The sequence below is a fragment of the Brevibacillus sp. B_LB10_24 genome, from assembly GCF_046036945.1.
Lineage (GTDB): Bacteria > Bacillota > Bacilli > Brevibacillales > Brevibacillaceae > Brevibacillus_C.
Map to the genome: position 1 here is coordinate 68,147 of NZ_JBJQOQ010000003.1, position 15,037 is coordinate 83,183.

General features: G+C 55.1%; 14 protein-coding genes. 4 read left to right on the forward strand and 10 right to left on the reverse strand.

Annotated features, from left to right (window positions below):
• The first annotated feature begins 52 nt into the window (after positions 1-52).
• Both ACI7RC_RS04875 and ACI7RC_RS04880 read left to right on the forward strand, forming a co-directional pair.
• The gene (locus tag ACI7RC_RS04875) at positions 53-424 is read left to right on the forward strand and encodes a CidA/LrgA family protein (RefSeq protein WP_408107116.1); all 372 of its coding nucleotides are present in this window, start codon (positions 53-55) and stop codon (positions 422-424) included.
• The gene (locus ACI7RC_RS04880) at positions 421-1,104 is read left to right on the forward strand and encodes a CidB/LrgB family autolysis modulator (protein WP_408107117.1); all 684 of its coding nucleotides are present in this window, start codon (positions 421-423) and stop codon (positions 1,102-1,104) included. The genes ACI7RC_RS04875 and ACI7RC_RS04880 overlap by 4 nt, the downstream gene beginning before the upstream one ends.
• Before the next feature lie 71 nt (positions 1,105-1,175).
• Here ACI7RC_RS04880 and ACI7RC_RS04885 read toward each other — a convergent pair whose 3' ends face one another.
• The 7 genes from ACI7RC_RS04885 to ACI7RC_RS04915 form a co-directional block, all read right to left on the reverse strand.
• Entirely contained in the window at positions 1,176-2,432 is a 1,257-nt protein-coding gene (locus ACI7RC_RS04885) for a cyanophycinase (protein ID WP_408107118.1), read from the reverse strand.
• 46 nt (positions 2,433-2,478) lie between these two features.
• Entirely contained in the window at positions 2,479-3,504 is a 1,026-nt protein-coding gene (locus ACI7RC_RS04890; RefSeq protein ID WP_408107119.1) for an asparaginase, read from the reverse strand.
• Between the two features lie 13 nt (positions 3,505-3,517).
• Complete coding sequence (locus ACI7RC_RS04895) at positions 3,518-4,486, reverse strand: ABC transporter ATP-binding protein (RefSeq protein WP_408107120.1); 969 nt, start codon at positions 4,484-4,486, stop codon at positions 3,518-3,520.
• A gap of 17 nt (positions 4,487-4,503) precedes the next feature.
• A complete protein-coding gene (locus ACI7RC_RS04900) occupies positions 4,504-5,472 on the reverse strand; it encodes an ABC transporter ATP-binding protein (RefSeq protein ID WP_408107121.1) in 969 nt (322 codons plus the stop codon).
• 12 nt (positions 5,473-5,484) lie between these two features.
• Positions 5,485-7,035 carry an ABC transporter permease subunit gene (locus ACI7RC_RS04905; protein WP_408107122.1) on the reverse strand — a complete coding sequence of 517 codons (1,551 nt, stop codon included), beginning with the start codon at positions 7,033-7,035 and terminating at the stop codon, positions 5,485-5,487.
• Between the two features lie 17 nt (positions 7,036-7,052).
• Positions 7,053-7,976, reverse strand: a complete 924-nt coding sequence (nikB, locus tag ACI7RC_RS04910; RefSeq protein WP_408107123.1) for a nickel ABC transporter permease — start codon at positions 7,974-7,976, stop codon at positions 7,053-7,055.
• A 79-nt stretch (positions 7,977-8,055) separates the two neighbouring features.
• On the reverse strand, positions 8,056-9,684 hold the full coding sequence (locus ACI7RC_RS04915) for a glutathione ABC transporter substrate-binding protein (protein WP_408107124.1): 1,629 nt from the start codon (positions 9,682-9,684) through the stop codon (positions 8,056-8,058).
• Positions 9,685-9,902: 218 nt separating this feature from the next.
• Here ACI7RC_RS04915 and ACI7RC_RS04920 point away from each other — a divergent pair, with 218 nt between their 5' ends.
• The gene (locus ACI7RC_RS04920; protein ID WP_408107125.1) at positions 9,903-11,960 is read left to right on the forward strand and encodes a sigma-54 interaction domain-containing protein; all 2,058 of its coding nucleotides are present in this window, start codon (positions 9,903-9,905) and stop codon (positions 11,958-11,960) included.
• A 579-nt stretch (positions 11,961-12,539) separates the two neighbouring features.
• On the opposite strand, the gene ACI7RC_RS04925 is transcribed toward ACI7RC_RS04920, so the two are convergent.
• Positions 12,540-12,704 carry a hypothetical protein gene (locus ACI7RC_RS04925; protein ID WP_408107126.1) on the reverse strand — a complete coding sequence of 55 codons (165 nt, stop codon included), beginning with the start codon at positions 12,702-12,704 and terminating at the stop codon, positions 12,540-12,542.
• 143 nt (positions 12,705-12,847) lie between these two features.
• Between ACI7RC_RS04925 and ACI7RC_RS04930 the strand changes: the two genes are divergently transcribed.
• On the forward strand, positions 12,848-13,183 hold the full coding sequence (locus ACI7RC_RS04930) for a pyridoxamine 5'-phosphate oxidase family protein (protein WP_408107127.1): 336 nt from the start codon (positions 12,848-12,850) through the stop codon (positions 13,181-13,183).
• A gap of 58 nt (positions 13,184-13,241) precedes the next feature.
• On the opposite strand, the gene cysC is transcribed toward ACI7RC_RS04930, so the two are convergent.
• Together cysC and sat are read right to left on the reverse strand one after the other, a co-directional pair.
• Positions 13,242-13,862: an adenylyl-sulfate kinase gene (gene cysC / locus ACI7RC_RS04935; protein WP_408107128.1), complete on the reverse strand. Its 621-nt coding sequence runs from the start codon at positions 13,860-13,862 to the stop codon at positions 13,242-13,244.
• Between the two features lie 22 nt (positions 13,863-13,884).
• On the reverse strand, positions 13,885-15,027 hold the full coding sequence (gene sat / locus ACI7RC_RS04940) for a sulfate adenylyltransferase (RefSeq protein ID WP_408107129.1): 1,143 nt from the start codon (positions 15,025-15,027) through the stop codon (positions 13,885-13,887).
• Positions 15,028-15,037: the final 10 nt, after the last annotated feature.

Below are 15,037 nucleotides of genomic sequence, written 5' to 3' on the forward strand. Positions count from 1 at the left end.
TTTACCTATGATTATAGATGGCGTACACTGTACCTGGAGAGGAGAGAAAACCGTGTCCACTGTAATAAAAAGAATCTGGCAGATCGCCCTGCTGATCGTCATCACGATGGTGATGAACGGTCTGGTCAGTATGTTTCACTTGCCCGTACCCGGCAGCATCCTGGGCATGATCGCCGTCTACCTGCTGCTGCAGGCACATATCATCAAGCTGGAGTGGCTCGAACTGGGCGGCAGTTGGCTGTTGTCGGAACTGCTGCTGTTTTTTATTCCCCCGGCCGTCGGCGTCATCCAATTTGCCCAAGTGCTGAAGGCGGATGGAGAGCGCCTCTTGCTAGCTGTCATTCTGAGTACGGCTGTGGTCATGGCCTGTGCCGGACTGATCGTGCAGTATATCGCCAAGCGAAAGGAGAAGGGACGGACATGATGACCGGCCTGATCAGTTTTATTCTGACGATCGTCATCTACTACGGTGCGAAGCGGTGCTACGCCCGTTGGCCGAAAGTGTATCTGTCGCCCCTCTTGGTCACGCCTGTCCTGTTAGTCGCTATTCTGACCTGGACTCATCTTCCTTATCAGGCGTACAATGAAGGCACTCGACCGCTGAGCTACCTGCTTCAGCCAGCGACGGTGGCGTTTGCCATCCCGCTGTACAAGTACTCCGCTGTCTTGAAGAAACACGCCGTCGAAATTGCCGCCGGGGTGCTGTCCGGCTCCGTCGCCGCGGTGTTCTCGACCGCGCTGCTGGGCGGCTGGCTGCACGTCAATCCGCAGATGATCCACAGCCTGATCCCCCACTCGGTAACGACGCCGATCGCCATGGGGGTATCGGAGCGAATCGGCGGTGTGCCCACGCTTACCGCCGTGTTTGTAATCATTACCGGGCTGGCCGGCGCGCTGATCGGTCCCTGGCTCATCCGCTTGCTTCGCATTCACAGCGAAGTGGCCCGCGGTGTGCTTCTCGGTACGAGCGCACACGGAGCGGGGACGTCGAAAGCGTTTGAGATCAGTCAGGTCGCCGGGACCATCTCCAGCATCTCGATGATCCTCGCCGCGCTGATAACGCTGTGCGCCGCGCCGTGGATGGCTTCGATCCCCATCCCGTAAAGAGAAAAAAGCTTCCGCGTCACGCTGAGCCAAATCGTGACGCGGGAGTTTTTTTGACGATTGCTGGGGGATTATTTTTTAGGCATATGCTCCAATTCTTTTACCTGCACTTCGATCGGGATGATATCCATGTTGACGTGCAGGGCAGTCGAAGCGTACTCATCGCTGTCGTAGTACCCCTTCGTCTGCGCGGTCTTGCTGAACACGACGGAGAAGCCGCTGCCTTTGCCGTTCTTCTGATCGAGGGCGAAAGTCAGGCCCCGGGCTTCCTTGGCCGTATTGTCCATCAGATCGTCCAAAAGGGCCGTCTTGGCAGCATCACTTCCAAAGATGTTGGTATTCAGCTCATTGCCCTCGTAGTATTCCTGGCCAGGGCGGATCAGCGTCTTCGAGGAGTGGACCGTAAACTCCTTTGTGGCAAAGTTGTACCGGTCGCCTTTTTCCAGGTAGGATACGTCTATTCCCAGGTAGGCCCCCTTCTTTGTGAAGTCAGCCTTTGAGGCATCGACCAAAAACATTCCGCTTGCCCCGATGACTTCAATCTCATCGCCGCTGACGACCATCGCCGAGTTTTCGTCAATCCCGAACCCGTAATTGATTTTTTCATGCACTAGGGCGACGACCAGGCGGCCGAGCCTTCCCCGCTTGCTGAAGTGCTGGTCGGTAATCCCCGCCTCAAAGAATCCGAGGCCCTTCGTCACCCAGAGACCAGGCTTTTGCTCGTCATACGTGACGCCTTTTTGCAGCGCCTCAAGCGAGGTGGCATTCAGGATCATCGGATCAGACATGATCGCCGCACCCGCGGAAGAGCCTGCAACCAACCCGCCCTTCCTGTACACGTCCCAGACGGCGTCAAGCGCCTTGGAGTTGGAGCCGTCCTCATTGTAGAACGCTTTGGTAACCCGCGACTGGTCGCCGCCTACGAAGTAAAGTGCCGTACATTCAGAAATGGCCTCGACGATTTCGTCGTTATTCACTTGATCTTTGTAGTTTTTCTCAGTAATTTCGATGATCCGGACATTTTCTGCCGGCACACCGTAATCCTCAAAATCCTGCTTCATGCTCCGCGATGAAGACATGGATGCGCTGGCTGTAGGAAAAATGCCGATGACCGCATCCTGCTTGCCTCCGGCCAATTCAATCATTTTATTGTAAATCTCGGCGTTGCCGGTCTCCAATCCCCCGCCGATGATGACGAGGCTCCCCTTGACAGATGCATCGGCCGTCTCTTCTTCCGCTGCAGCGGACGACATGCCGACAGTCAACAACGCAACGAGCAGCACAGCGGATAAAAAGGATGAAAAAATCGATCGCAGCTTGTTTTTCATTTGATAGATTTCCCCTCTCATTTTATAATTGTTATTTCTCGTCCCGCTACATCTCCGTACACTTCACTCCTTTCAATTGAAAGACCGGTTCGAGCCTGCCGACGGTCTCTCCCCTCCTGTTTTTGATCGCAGGAAGGCGATATGCATGCAGCATCTCTTCTTCCTGTGGGGTCAGCACTCCCAGTTGTTTGAGCGCTTCAGCGGCAGCGGGATAGGAAGCACGCGGCGTGCCGTCCTCTACCTTGATCGCGATCCCGATGCCTCTATCTAGCAATCCCAGACAATAGACGCCCTCTGCTCCGCCCTTTGCCAGGACCTTTCCCCCGCATGTTCGCATGACATCCGTACAAAACTCATTGGTACCGCTGACCATCTCCGGATACCGCACCATCGCTTGGGTAATTCTCTTTACCGCCAGTCTCGTCAAGTTGGATTCCAGGCTTGCGGGATTGGAGAGCCGGGCGTACATATAGGCCAGCTTGTCCAGGGGCAGGGCGAATGTGGGTACCCCGCAGCCGTCAATTGCCGTCTGCAGCTCTTCCCCGGCCACTCCAGACAGTTCGCTAACAGCCTCCGCTACCTTCCTCTGTACAGGATGATCTGCGTGATGGTAACGAGCGGCATCGCTTTGCAGATGAAGGGCCAGCGCCAGCATTCCCGCGTGTTTTCCAGAACAGTTGTTGTGCACCGGCGTCGGCTCCCCTCCCCTTTTCAACAGGGTGAGGTAGCTCTCATGGCTGTACGGCGGATGTATGCCGCACTGCAGATGCTCCGCCCCGAGTCCAAGCCGGAACAGGATCGACTCGACCACCTGCGTATGCTGTTCCTCGCCGTTGTGGGAAGCGCAGCACACCGCAATTTCCTTATCGTTGAACAGGTAACGATCCGCCGCACCGGATTGGATCAAGGGGATCGCCTGGACCGGTTTTAACGACGAGCGGCTAAACGTCAATCTTTGGACGTCGCCGATCCCGAACAACAGGTTGCCTTTCTCGTCAACGACAGCAATGCTGCCCGTGTGTCTGCTTTCAATGTACTCTCCGCGCTTTGCTACTACGATGGTTTCGGCCATGAATATCTACTCCTTATCGTAAGAGATGACATGCTACGTAATGGTCTTCTGCCGCTTTTTGCAGGGCTGGCCTCTCGGTTTTGCAGATGTCGAGCGCTTTCGGGCAGCGTGTGACAAAAGCGCAGCCCTGCGGCGGATCGACGGGAGAGGGAACGTCCCCGCGCAGGATGATTCTTTCCTTTTTTACCCGCGGATCGGAGACTGGGATTGCCGACAGCAGGGTCTCTGTATAGGGATGGAGCGGATCCGCGTAAAGCTTCTCCGCTGAACCGATTTCCGCCAGCCGGCCCAGATACATCACCCCTACCCGGCTGCACAGGTGTTTGACCACTCCCAAATCGTGCGAGATAAATAAGTAGGTGAGCCCAAACTCCTCCTGCAAGTCCTGGAGCAAATTGAGGATTTGCGATTGTATGGAGACGTCCAGGGCCGATACGGGTTCGTCGGCCACAATGAGCTGCGGCTTGAGAATCAACGCCCTGGCAACGCAGATGCGCTGCCTCTGCCCGCCGGAAAATTCATGGGCATACCGCTTCAGGTAGCTGCTGTTCAGGCCGCATACATCCATGATCTCGGCGATCCGCTGCTGCTGCTCGTCCCTATCCGCCACATGATGCGCCTGCAGAGGCTCGGACAGAATCTGCTCAACGGTAAGGCGGGGGTTTAGCGAGGCATAGGGATCCTGAAAGACCATTTGCAAATCTTTGCGCTTTTTTCGCAGCTCTTCTCCAGACAGCATCGCCAAGTTAGCTCCTGAAAAGTTGACCTGACCGGAAGTCGGTTTGATCAGGTGCAGAACGGCTCTTCCGGTCGTAGACTTTCCGCAGCCCGATTCGCCGACCAGCCCCAGCGTTTCCCCGCGAAAGATCTCAAAGGAAACATCGTCCACTGCCTTGACGAATGACCTGGTGCGGCGAAACAGGCCGCTTTTCACGGGAAAATGCACCTTCAGATGATGTACTTCCAACAGTGGTTTTGCCATGACTCTCCCCCCATTCCTTAAGCGTGCAGCCAGCAGCGGCAGGCGTGTGTTTCTCCGATGGAAATAAGCTCTGGTGCTTCTTTGGCGCAGCGTTCCATGACAGAAGGGCATCTATCCCGAAACCGACAGCCCTGGGTAATCGATCCCGGCGCGGGCACTTGGCCGGAGATCGAGTACAGCCGGCGTTTTTTTTCTTCGATCTTGGGGATGGATTGCAGCAATCCGCGGGTGTAGGGATGTTTTGGATGGTGGAACAGCGTGTCGACATCCGCTTCCTCGACGATCTCCCCCGCGTACATGACCATCACCCGGTCGCACATCTCCGCTACCACACCCAGGTCGTGGGTGATAAACAGGATGGCAGTCTGTGTCTTCGCTTTCAAGCTTTTCATCAGATCCAGGATTTGTGCCTGAATCGTCACATCGAGCGCTGTCGTCGGTTCGTCGGCGATGAGCAGCCCGGGATCGCAGGCCAGACCGATGGCGATCATCACCCGCTGCCGCATCCCCCCGGACAATTCGTGCGGATAGCTGGCGTATATCTGCTCCGCTCTGGAAATCCCGACCAGCTTCAACATTTCAATCGATCTCGCTTTCGCCTGTTTTTTGGTCAGGCTGGTGTGCAGGCGAATCACTTCGTCCAGCTGCCGCCCAATCGTAAAGACAGGCGTGAGGGAGGTCATCGGCTCCTGAAAAATCATCGATATCTCGTTGCCGCGGATTTTATTCCAGTCTCTTTCTTTTAGTGCCAGCAGATTGGTGCCGTTATAGCGGATTTCCCCTTCGACGATCCTGCCCGGCGGCGACGGAACGAGTCCCATGATGGACAGGGACGTGATGCTTTTTCCGCAGCCTGACTCCCCGACCAGACCGAGCGTCTCACCTTTGCGGATATGGAAGGAAATGTTATTTACTACGGTGTACTCCTTGCCTTCATTGCGAAAATTCACTTTGAGATTTTTTACATCCAATACGATTTCTGTCACGACTCACACCACCTAATCCTTTAATTTGGGGTCCAGCGCATCCCGCAGCCCGTCACCCAGCAGATTGAAGCTGAGCACGGTCACGACGATGGCAAGACCGGGAAAAAAGGTGGGATGAAACAAATTGCGGCTGTTGTCCTTGGCTGCACTCAGCATGGCTCCCCACTCCGGTGCGGTAATGTCGCCTCCGAGTCCCAGGAAGCTGAGCGAAGCGCCGATCAGGATCGCCGTGCCAATGCGCATGGTCAGGTATACCATGACGATCGACAACGTCCCTGGAAAGATGTGGCGCATGAGAATGACCCGATCCTTTACGCCGATCGACTTGGCTGCCTCCACATAGGTCATTTGTTTTAAGGAGAGCGTGCTTCCCCGGACGATCCGGGTAAAGATGGGAACGGTAAACACTGCGACGGCAAAGATAATGTTGACGATACCCGGCCCGAGCAGAGCGATGACGGCGATCGCCAGCAAAATCCCGGGAAATGCCAGCAGCACATCGGTGCATCTCATAATCAACGCATCCAGCCAGCGGCCGTAGTAACCGGCCAGCAAGCCGAGAAGTGTTCCGACGGCAGCCCCGATCGACACGGAGACAAACCCGATCAACAGCGTCTCCCTCGTTCCGACCAGGACTCGGCTGAAAATATCCCGGTTCTGATGATCCGTTCCAAACAGGTGCAGGCCGGAAGGCGGCTGGTGCTTGTATAGATTGATCAAGTCTAGCGTCAGCTCCCCCGGCACCAATTTGGTCACGATCGGCTTGGACAGCGGCTGGTTCACCGCTAGCGGGATGAGCGCGGAAACGCCATCCAAAGACACCTTTACAGCCGTTTCTCCCGCTCCGACGGCTTTGATGGCGCCATCACTGCCCGCCTGCACCACATCCGGCTGCAAAGAAGTAAAGGTCAAACCCCGACTGTCACTCGATACCCTGGTATTTCCGAAGCCGTCATTGGCCGCCGGTTTTACCGCCGGCATGGCTGCGTTCTTCTCGATATAGGCGGTAATTTCATTTAAGCCCGACAGTTCGGTACCGTCCGTTAATACAGCTTTTACGGCTGCTGTTTGTTCGTCGCCAAGCTCCAGTGAATGCTGCGGGACGTCGGCGATCAGTTGGGAGACGTACGCCTGGCCGTTGTCCGTACCCGAGACGACCACCTTAAAGCGGGACGCTGCCTCCCCGGCTGAGAGGAGGATCGTGGTCGCACCGTCGCCATTCGCGTTGACGATGACATACTCCCCTGCCTTTCTCGCTGACGCGATCTGTCTGTCATCGCTGTCAAGCTTCAATTGGCCGAGCTCCTCCGCGCGTTTCACCGTTCCGTCGCTCATCACCGCTTCCACCTTCACGCTCGCACTGGTGAGCGGCCCTGCTTTAATGCCTTTGGCCGCGTATTGATCTGTCACCGGCCGATAGGGATCATAGGGAACAAGCCAGGGAGCGAGCACCGCCACAGCGATGATGCCAAGGATGATGATCAGTGAGATGACAGCAAACCGCTGCCTGAGAAACTTCTGTAAAAAGACCTGAAAAGGAGATGGCGATTTTTGCTGATTCATCATAATGGTTCTCCCTCTTACTCGTAGCGAATTTGCGGATCCAACAGGCCGTAGCTGACATCGACCAGCAGGTTCACGACCAAGAACTGGACGGAAAACAGCAGGATAAGCGCCTGGATGACCGGGTAATCGCGCGTCAGGATGGAATCGATCAGGTACGACCCCAACCCCGGCCAGGCAAACACCTGCTCGACCACGACCGCCCCGCCCAGCAAAATGCCGAATTGCAGTCCGGTCATCGTCACCACCGGGATGAGCGCGCTGCGCAGAACGTGCGTCATCACGATGACCCAGCCTTTTTGCCCTTTGGCTCGTGCCGTCCGTACGTAGTCCTCGCGAAGCACATCAAGGACGCTCGACCTGGTAAATCGCGCGACGATCGCAGCCACTCCCAACCCCAAAGTCAAGGAAGGCAGGATGAGATGCTCCAGCCCGCCGCTGCCGCTGGTCGGCAGCCATCCAAGCTGTACGGCAAAGATCTGCATCAGCACGAGGCCAAACCAGAACTCGGGAATACTCAGTGCCGTAATCGTCGTGACCATGCCCAGCCTGTCCCAAATCGTATTGCGCTTCGTCGCCGAGATGATCCCTACGGCAAGTCCGATCACCACTGCCCACAGCATGCTGGCCAGCGTCAGAACGAGGGTGTAGCCGTATCGCCTCACGATCTCCTCTGACACGTTTGACTTCGTCCGATAGGAGATGCCAAAGTCGCCCTGTGTCACGATCTTCTTGATGTAACGGCCATACTGCACGTACAAGGGATCATTCAGCCCCTCTTTTTGCTTGAGCATTTCGTATGCCTCTGGACTGATCTCCGTCCCGTACAGGACGCGGATCGGGTCTCCCGGCGTCAGGTGAACAAATAGAAAGGAGATAATCGAAACGACGATCAAGAGCGGAATCATTCCGGCGACCCGTCTGACAATGAAGCTGAACAATCCGTTCACCTCTTCTCGTGAAACGGTGAGCCAACCGGGCTGCTCCAGTGGGCAGCCCCGGACGGCTCCCGTTTACCCGTTAGTTCTTTTCCGCATCGTTGACGAGCACCGTGTCGCTCGGCAGCACGGTTACGCCCGAAACGTCCTTGGATTTGGCCACGACGTTGTCCGGGACGTGCAGGAACACCCATGGCGCATCCTCGTAGATGATCTGTTGAGCTTGCGCGTATTTTTTCAGTGCCTCTTCCTGGTTTGGCGTGATGAGTGCGTCGTCCAACAGCTTGTCTACTTCTTTGTTGCTGTAGAATCCGGAGTTGTTGAAGCTCGGCGCGAAGCTGGCAGTGTGGAAGTTGGGACGAAGCCCGTAGTCCGCTTCCCCGGTTCCCGGGGACCAGCGGCCAATCCAGAGATCTGTCCCCTTTTCATGGTCCAGCATGTCGAACAGCGTGCCGCTTTCATACGGCTGTACCTTTGCTTTAATTCCAATTTTTTCAAGTTGGATCGCCACATTTTCTGCAATCGCGATGAATTCGCTTGAGTTTCTCGTCCAGAGCACAGCGTCGAAGCCGTCTTTGTAGCCCGCTTCCACCAGCAGCTGTTTGGCTTTGTCCGGATTGTACTCGTATACTTTTTGCTGGCTGTAGCCGAAGGTATGGGGGGCAATCGCGGAGTCAGCCACCTGGGCATAGCCGTCGACCACTCCAGCGATCAACTCATCCTTGTTGACGGCGTAGTTCATCGCCTGCCTGACCCGCTTGTCCTGGTATTTTTTCAGCTTCAGGTTCATGCCGACGTAGTAGACATTCAGCGACGGTGCGGTAAAGAGGTTGAAGCTGCTGTCCTGGCTGATTTCTTTGGCGCTCTGTGTCGGCAGTTTGGAGATGACGTCCGCTTCCCCGGCCTTCAGCATGTTAATGCGCGTGCCCGCTTCAATCACCGGCTTGTAGACGATGCTCTCCACCTTGGCTTTGTGTGCCTGATCCCAGTAGTTCTCATACGGGACGACCTTTACGTACTGGTTGTCCTTCCATTCGGCGAACTTGAACGGCCCGGTACCGACAGGATTGCGGTCCAGGTTGAAGCTGGGATCGGCTTTCTTTTTGTTCAACACCTCGAGAGATTTGAATGCGGCGGACGGGTGAGCCAGATACGATACCATCGCCGAGTTGGGTTCGGCAGAGACGATCGTGACATGGGTCGGATCTTTGACGATCACTTCTTTGATAAAGGAGAAATAATTATTGCGGGCCAGCCCGTTCTTCTCGTCGCGGACGAAGTCCAGATTCGCTTTTACCACCTCTGCGTTAAACGGCGACCCGTCGTGGAACGTGACGCCTTCGCGCAGCGTAAACGTCACCTCTGTCGCATCGTCGTTAAACTTGTACTCGGTCGCCAGCATCGGGACCGGCTTCATCTGATCGTTGAACGTCATCAGCCCTTCGAACATCGGCCGCTGTACGGTGAGTGAGTTGCCGTCCGTCACGTTTTGCGGGTCCAGCGAGACCGGTTCCGCTTCCACTGCGACGGTGATCGATTTTGGCTCCGCGCTTTGCTTTGCCTGACTGCTCTCTGGTGCCGGCGCCGCACTGGTATTGGGCGGCTCTGTTTTGGTTTCAGTCGGTGCCGGCGAACACCCGGCGAAAAATCCGGCCGCCAGCATAATACCAAGTCCTAAACGCATACCTTTCCACTTTGCCAACAAATGCATCGACCCCCTGATGATTTTTTGTAAATGATCTTGCACCGTAATGAAGTAGCAATCCTTGTGCCAATGAGACGGCGGAATCAATCGTGCAGTAATTCGTTAAGATAAATCGTTATATTTTGAATTTTTCTATTACGCGGGCGATTTAATGGTTATAATAATGAGAAAAAGATCAGACAAAAACAACCATTTAGACCCATATAGGAAAGGACATTTCCCGCATGCCCGTAAAAGAGATTATCCTCCTCACCGGAACGAAAGAAACGAGAAAAACCCTGGTTAAACAGCTGGAAGAAGTAATCGGAGATTTCGTCCGCATCCATCACGAATCGCTTGAGGAGAACATATCCGGTGTCTTTTCAAACAAGTTGATCATCCTTTCCTCTCCCGAGATCACGGAGGAGACTGCTCCCTACATCGGAGAGAGCTGCAAAGTGCTGGTTGCCAAGCGTACCGTTAATTTTGAACATATCGACAAGCTGTTGTTTCTGGCGCCCAAGACCAAAGCACTCTACGTAAACGACGGGCCTGACACCGTCTACGAATCGATCGAAACGCTGCTGCAGCTAGGCATTAATCACATCGAGTACATCCCCTGTTACCCGGGGAAGAAAAACATTCCCGAGGTGGAGTTCGCGATTACGCCGGGAGAGGTGGATTTGGTTCCTCCCTTTGTTAAAGAAGTGGTGAACATCGGCCCGCGATTGATCGATATCACGACGGTCATGACGATCCTGCAGGAGCTTGACCTGCTGAAACAAAAGGGGGATATCGTCTCGGACAAGTACATCAGGAAAATCATCGACCTGAGCAAGAAATTGTCGATGACCAGCCGCCAGTCCGACCAGCTAAACAGGCATTTGAAGCACGTGCTTGACGGGGTGAACGACGGAATACTGGCCGTCAACAGCAAGGGGATGATCACGGTATGCAACGAAAACCTGACGAACATGCTGGGCCTCTCCCCGGGAAAAACCGTCGGCCGAACCCTTCAGGATGTCTTGCGAAACGCCGAGTTGGCATCGTTCATTTTGAACGACTCGGAGGAAGAGACCGGATGGTTTTCGCTTCACTCCGGAGATGTGCTCATCCATCGCTTCCATCTCAAGACAGAGAATACGATCGTCGCTACCTTTCAGAATGCGCACGAAACGATCGAACTGGAAAAATCCTATCGCCGCGAGCTGTTAAAAAAAGGATACATCGCCAAATTTACCTTTCAAGATATCAAGGGCGTGAGCAGCAGCATCCATAAAACCAAGGAAATCGCCAGGAAAATCGCTAAAACCAATCTGACCGTGCTGATCGAAGGAGAAAGCGGAACCGGAAAGGAATTGTATGCGAGCGCAATTCACAACGCTTCCCTGCGGCAGGAAGGGCCGTTTCTCGCCGTCAACTTCAGCGCTCTGCCGGAAGATCTGGTCGAGAGCGAACTGTTCGGATACGAAGAAGGGGCATTTACCGGGGCAAAAAAAGGCGGGAAAATCGGCCTGTTTGAACAGGCCAGCGGCGGGACGATCTTTCTTGACGAAATCGGCGATATCAGCCTGAAGCTGCAGGCCAGGCTGCTTCGGGTGCTGCAGGAAAAAGAGATCATGCGGGTCGGTGGAAACAAGATCATCCCCGTAGACGTCCGGGTGATTGCAGCCACCAACAAGGATCTGCTGAAAATGATCGAGGCCGGCACGTTTCGCGAAGACCTGTACCACCGCCTGAAGATACTCTACATCCGTCTGCCGGAGCTGAGAACCCGCAAGGAGGACATCTATCCGCTTATTCGCCACTTTATGTTCCAGAGCGGCCGCAGCCAGATCGAGATCAAGCCTGACGTCCTGGAGAAGCTCATGCGCTACCAGTGGTACGGCAATGTCCGGGAATTAAAAAACACCATCGACTACATGCTTGCCGTCTGCGACGGCAACGTCATCACCACCGATGACATCCCCAACGAGAGCTTCTTTCAGCGGAAATCGCGGGAAAATCTAGAGGTGCAGCCAGCAGCTGAAGAGCTGCCTGCCGATCGGGAGGAAGCGTTGTTTATCCTGGAGGCTGCTTTTCATGCGAACGAGGCGGGGCAGCCTATCGGGAGGAAAAAACTGGCGGAAAGAAGCGCACATTGGCGAAGGCCTCTCAGTGAGCAGCAGATACGCAAGCGCCTGGCCCTTCTTGAGGAGCGCGGATACATTGTCACCAACAGAGGCCGTACCGGGATCAAACTGACCCGGCTGGGGGTTGATTACCTATTGGCAAATCGGCCTGATTTGATCGGGAAGCTGTGAGGTAGCCGTCAGTCACAGTCAGCTTTGACTTTTCCCCATCGAGGTGGGATTTATGTATTGTTCCGTTTGGCAGGATAGTTGAGATTGATACGCCTGCGGACTGCTTCCCTATGATTCGCCAGCATTTCACTACAAAACGAATGTCTTTATTTCCTTTTTCAGAACAGTTCATGCAGATCAGGCGGCGCGACCGAAGTAATGTGCCCGGGTGAGAGCCCCCGGAGGAACGACATGTTAGTTACCCGGAAAGGGACAAAACCTTACAGACAGTGTACCTGCTGTATGCTTCCATAAAAAATATGCTGCAAAAAAAGACTCTGAACAAAGTGGCGAGACATCTGTTGTTCATGGGGTGCACAACGATCGGCCTGTACTCGGTCGCCGTTTCTATGCAGCGTATCATGATCATGTTTTCCAGGAACTTGTACATGTCGATCACAACTGAAAACGTATGGATTCTGTTCATCGGAATTGCTGTAAGTCAATTTCGTAAATCGGGCACACAACTTTTAATATGTCATTCGAAAATAGATAAGGAGAGCAACTTTTAGTCGAGTACTCTCCCCTTCTGGTTTGAATCTATAAGAGCTGGTTGTCGCGCTGAACGGACGCCACTGGTCTTGCCTGTTCGGCGAAAACCTGGTCTTTCAAAGTTTGGCTCGAATCGGGTGCGGAAGCCGGCTTAGGCGCAGCCTTATCTGATTGGGTGCCCTTTGCATCGTGCGGTTGTTTGGTTTCTGACATGTTGTACCCTCCATCATTCGTAGATGATAGCTTTACTGTTGCCGGAAAACTGGGATTTCATGTATCAAAGCGCATTGCAGTTGAACTGGCCTCAGCATTCGTGGACAGATGAGCACCTGTTGGAAAACGGGAGAATTACATTTATGTTCGTTGCTTTTGAAGGGGCGCCCATGATCCTCCGCCTGTACGGCAGGGGCCGAGTCATACTGCCGGAGTCGCCTGAATGGGACGAATGGATCAAACGCTTCGATCCGCTTCCGGGCATGCGGCAGATCATTTTTGCGGACATCCATGAAGTCAAGACTTCATGTGGAACTGGCGTACCGTTCTTTTCTTATACGGAAGAACGCGATGCTCTCCATAAGTGGGCCGAAGCCATGGGCGAGGAAGGTCTTGATGCTTATCATCACAAGAAAAACCGGATCAGTATGGACGGGCTCGTAACTCCCATCGGTCAAAAATGGAAAGACCGACTGTAAATGGATAAACAGCAGCCCAAAACCCGCCTCTCCTGCGAGTATTGGACTGCTGTTTTTGTTACGAGCCTTGATCTGGAATCGCGCCCTGCTGTGTCAAATACGCCAAGATAAGGCGAACTGACTCCTCGACGGACACCTCTCCGCTCTCGATTACCAACTCTGGAGCTGCCGGCTCCTCATACGGGGAAGTAACGCCGGTAAATTCACCGATCTCCCCGCTCCTCGCTTTCTTATACAGTCCTTTGGGATCCCGCCGCTCGCACTCCTCAATCGGGCAGCGGACGTAAATCTCTGCAAACTCGCCTGGTTCGAGCAAGCTGCGGGCCAGTTCGCGGTCTTCGCGGTAAGGCGAAATGAATGCCGTCAGCGTAATGATACCGGCGTCGACAAACAGTTTGGCCACCTCGGCGATCCGCCGGATGTTTTCTTTGCGGTCTTCCGGGGAAAAGCCGAGACCGCGGTTTAACCCGTGCCGGATGTTGTCGCCATCCAGCACATAGCTGTGCAAGCCGCGCTCGTGCAACTGCTGTTCGACGGCATTGGCCAAGGTGGATTTTCCCGCACCCGAGAGTCCGGTAAACCACAAGACGCAGCTTTTGTGACCATAGAGCCGCTGCCGGTCGCGCTTGGTGACAGCGGCGGGATGCCAGACGAGATGGGGTGCCGTTTCAAGGGTCATCTGTTTCTCTCCTCTCCCGCTGTCATCGAGGCGATGCCCGCAGCCCGGCAATCAGTACCTGGACGACCTCCGGCCGGCTGAATTCCGGCGGCGGCGCTTCCCCTCTCGACAGCATCTCCCTTACTTTAGTCCCGGACAGGGCGACGTGGTGAGCGCTGTCGTGCGGACAGGTCTTGCTCGAAGCCATGTTTCCGCAGCTTTTGCAGTAGAAGCTGTTCTCAAAGAACAGCGGCGTAATGCCCAGCTCGTCGGGACTGAAGCGGCGAAAGATGTGCTGGGCGTCATATGTGCCGTAGTAGCTGCCCACACCGGCGTGGTCGCGGCCGACGATAAAGTGGGTGCAGCCGTAGTTTTTCCGCACCAAGGCGTGGAAAATCGCTTCCCGGGGGCCGGCGTAGCGCATGGCGGCGGGAAAGACGGCAAGCTGTACGCGGCTGGCCGGGTAGTAATGGCGCAGCAGGACCTGATAGCTCCCCATGCGGACATCGGCGGGGATATCATCTGCTTTGGTCTCGCCCACGAGCGGATTGAGGAAAAGTCCGTCGACGATTTCCAATGCCGCCTTTTGTATGTACTCGTGGGCGCGGTGCACCGGATTGCGCGTCTGAAAGCCGACCACCGTCTTCCAGCCCCGCTCGGCAAACAGCTGCCTGGTCTCGGCCGGATCGAAATAGTGCGAGGCAAACGCCCCCTTGTCCGGCCTCCTCAGCAGGGTTACCGGTCCGCCGAGATACACGCCGGGGCGTTCCAGCAGTTTTTTTACCCCCGGATGATTGATGTCGTCCGTGCCGTATACCTGCCTCGCTTCGCGCACCTTGTCCGGCCGATAGATATCGGTGATTTGCATAAGGCCATACACTTCGCCCTGGTACTCCAGCCTGACCTGGTCGCCTACGGCCAATTCGGCCGCAGCTTCTTCCGGCACCGGCAGGGTAATCGGGAGGCTCCATACCTGCCCGCCGGCAAGCCTCATCTGCTCCACGACTGAATCGTAATTAGCCCGGTCCATAAAACCGCTGATCGGGCTGTACGCTCCGATCGCGATCAACTCCAGGTCAGAGAGCGCGAACGCGTCCAGCTCCACTTGCCGCGATGCCTGCGACAGATCGGCCGATGGATCGAAGCGATTGATCAATGTACCGCCGTGCGGTTGGCTTGTACTCATCGTGATCCGT

Bases quoted from the DNA above. Each gene is read 5' to 3' on its own strand.
- ACI7RC_RS04920 (WP_408107125.1), top strand. From the start codon at position 9,903: ATGCCCGTAAAAGAGATTATCCTCCTCACCGGAACGAAAGAAACGAGA.
- sat (WP_408107129.1), bottom strand. From the start codon at position 15,027: ATGAGTACAAGCCAACCGCACGGCGGTACATTGATCAATCGCTTCGAT.
- ACI7RC_RS04890 (WP_408107119.1), bottom strand. From the start codon at position 3,504: ATGGCCGAAACCATCGTAGTAGCAAAGCGCGGAGAGTACATTGAAAGC.
- ACI7RC_RS04880 (WP_408107117.1), top strand. From the start codon at position 421: ATGATGACCGGCCTGATCAGTTTTATTCTGACGATCGTCATCTACTAC.
- ACI7RC_RS04895 (WP_408107120.1), bottom strand. From the start codon at position 4,486: ATGGCAAAACCACTGTTGGAAGTACATCATCTGAAGGTGCATTTTCCC.
- ACI7RC_RS04915 (WP_408107124.1), bottom strand. From the start codon at position 9,684: ATGCATTTGTTGGCAAAGTGGAAAGGTATGCGTTTAGGACTTGGTATT.
- ACI7RC_RS04905 (WP_408107122.1), bottom strand. From the start codon at position 7,035: ATGAATCAGCAAAAATCGCCATCTCCTTTTCAGGTCTTTTTACAGAAG.
- ACI7RC_RS04930 (WP_408107127.1), top strand. From the start codon at position 12,848: ATGTTCGTTGCTTTTGAAGGGGCGCCCATGATCCTCCGCCTGTACGGC.
- cysC (WP_408107128.1), bottom strand. From the start codon at position 13,862: ATGACCCTTGAAACGGCACCCCATCTCGTCTGGCATCCCGCCGCTGTC.
- ACI7RC_RS04925 (WP_408107126.1), bottom strand. From the start codon at position 12,704: ATGTCAGAAACCAAACAACCGCACGATGCAAAGGGCACCCAATCAGAT.
- ACI7RC_RS04885 (WP_408107118.1), bottom strand. From the start codon at position 2,432: ATGAAAAACAAGCTGCGATCGATTTTTTCATCCTTTTTATCCGCTGTG.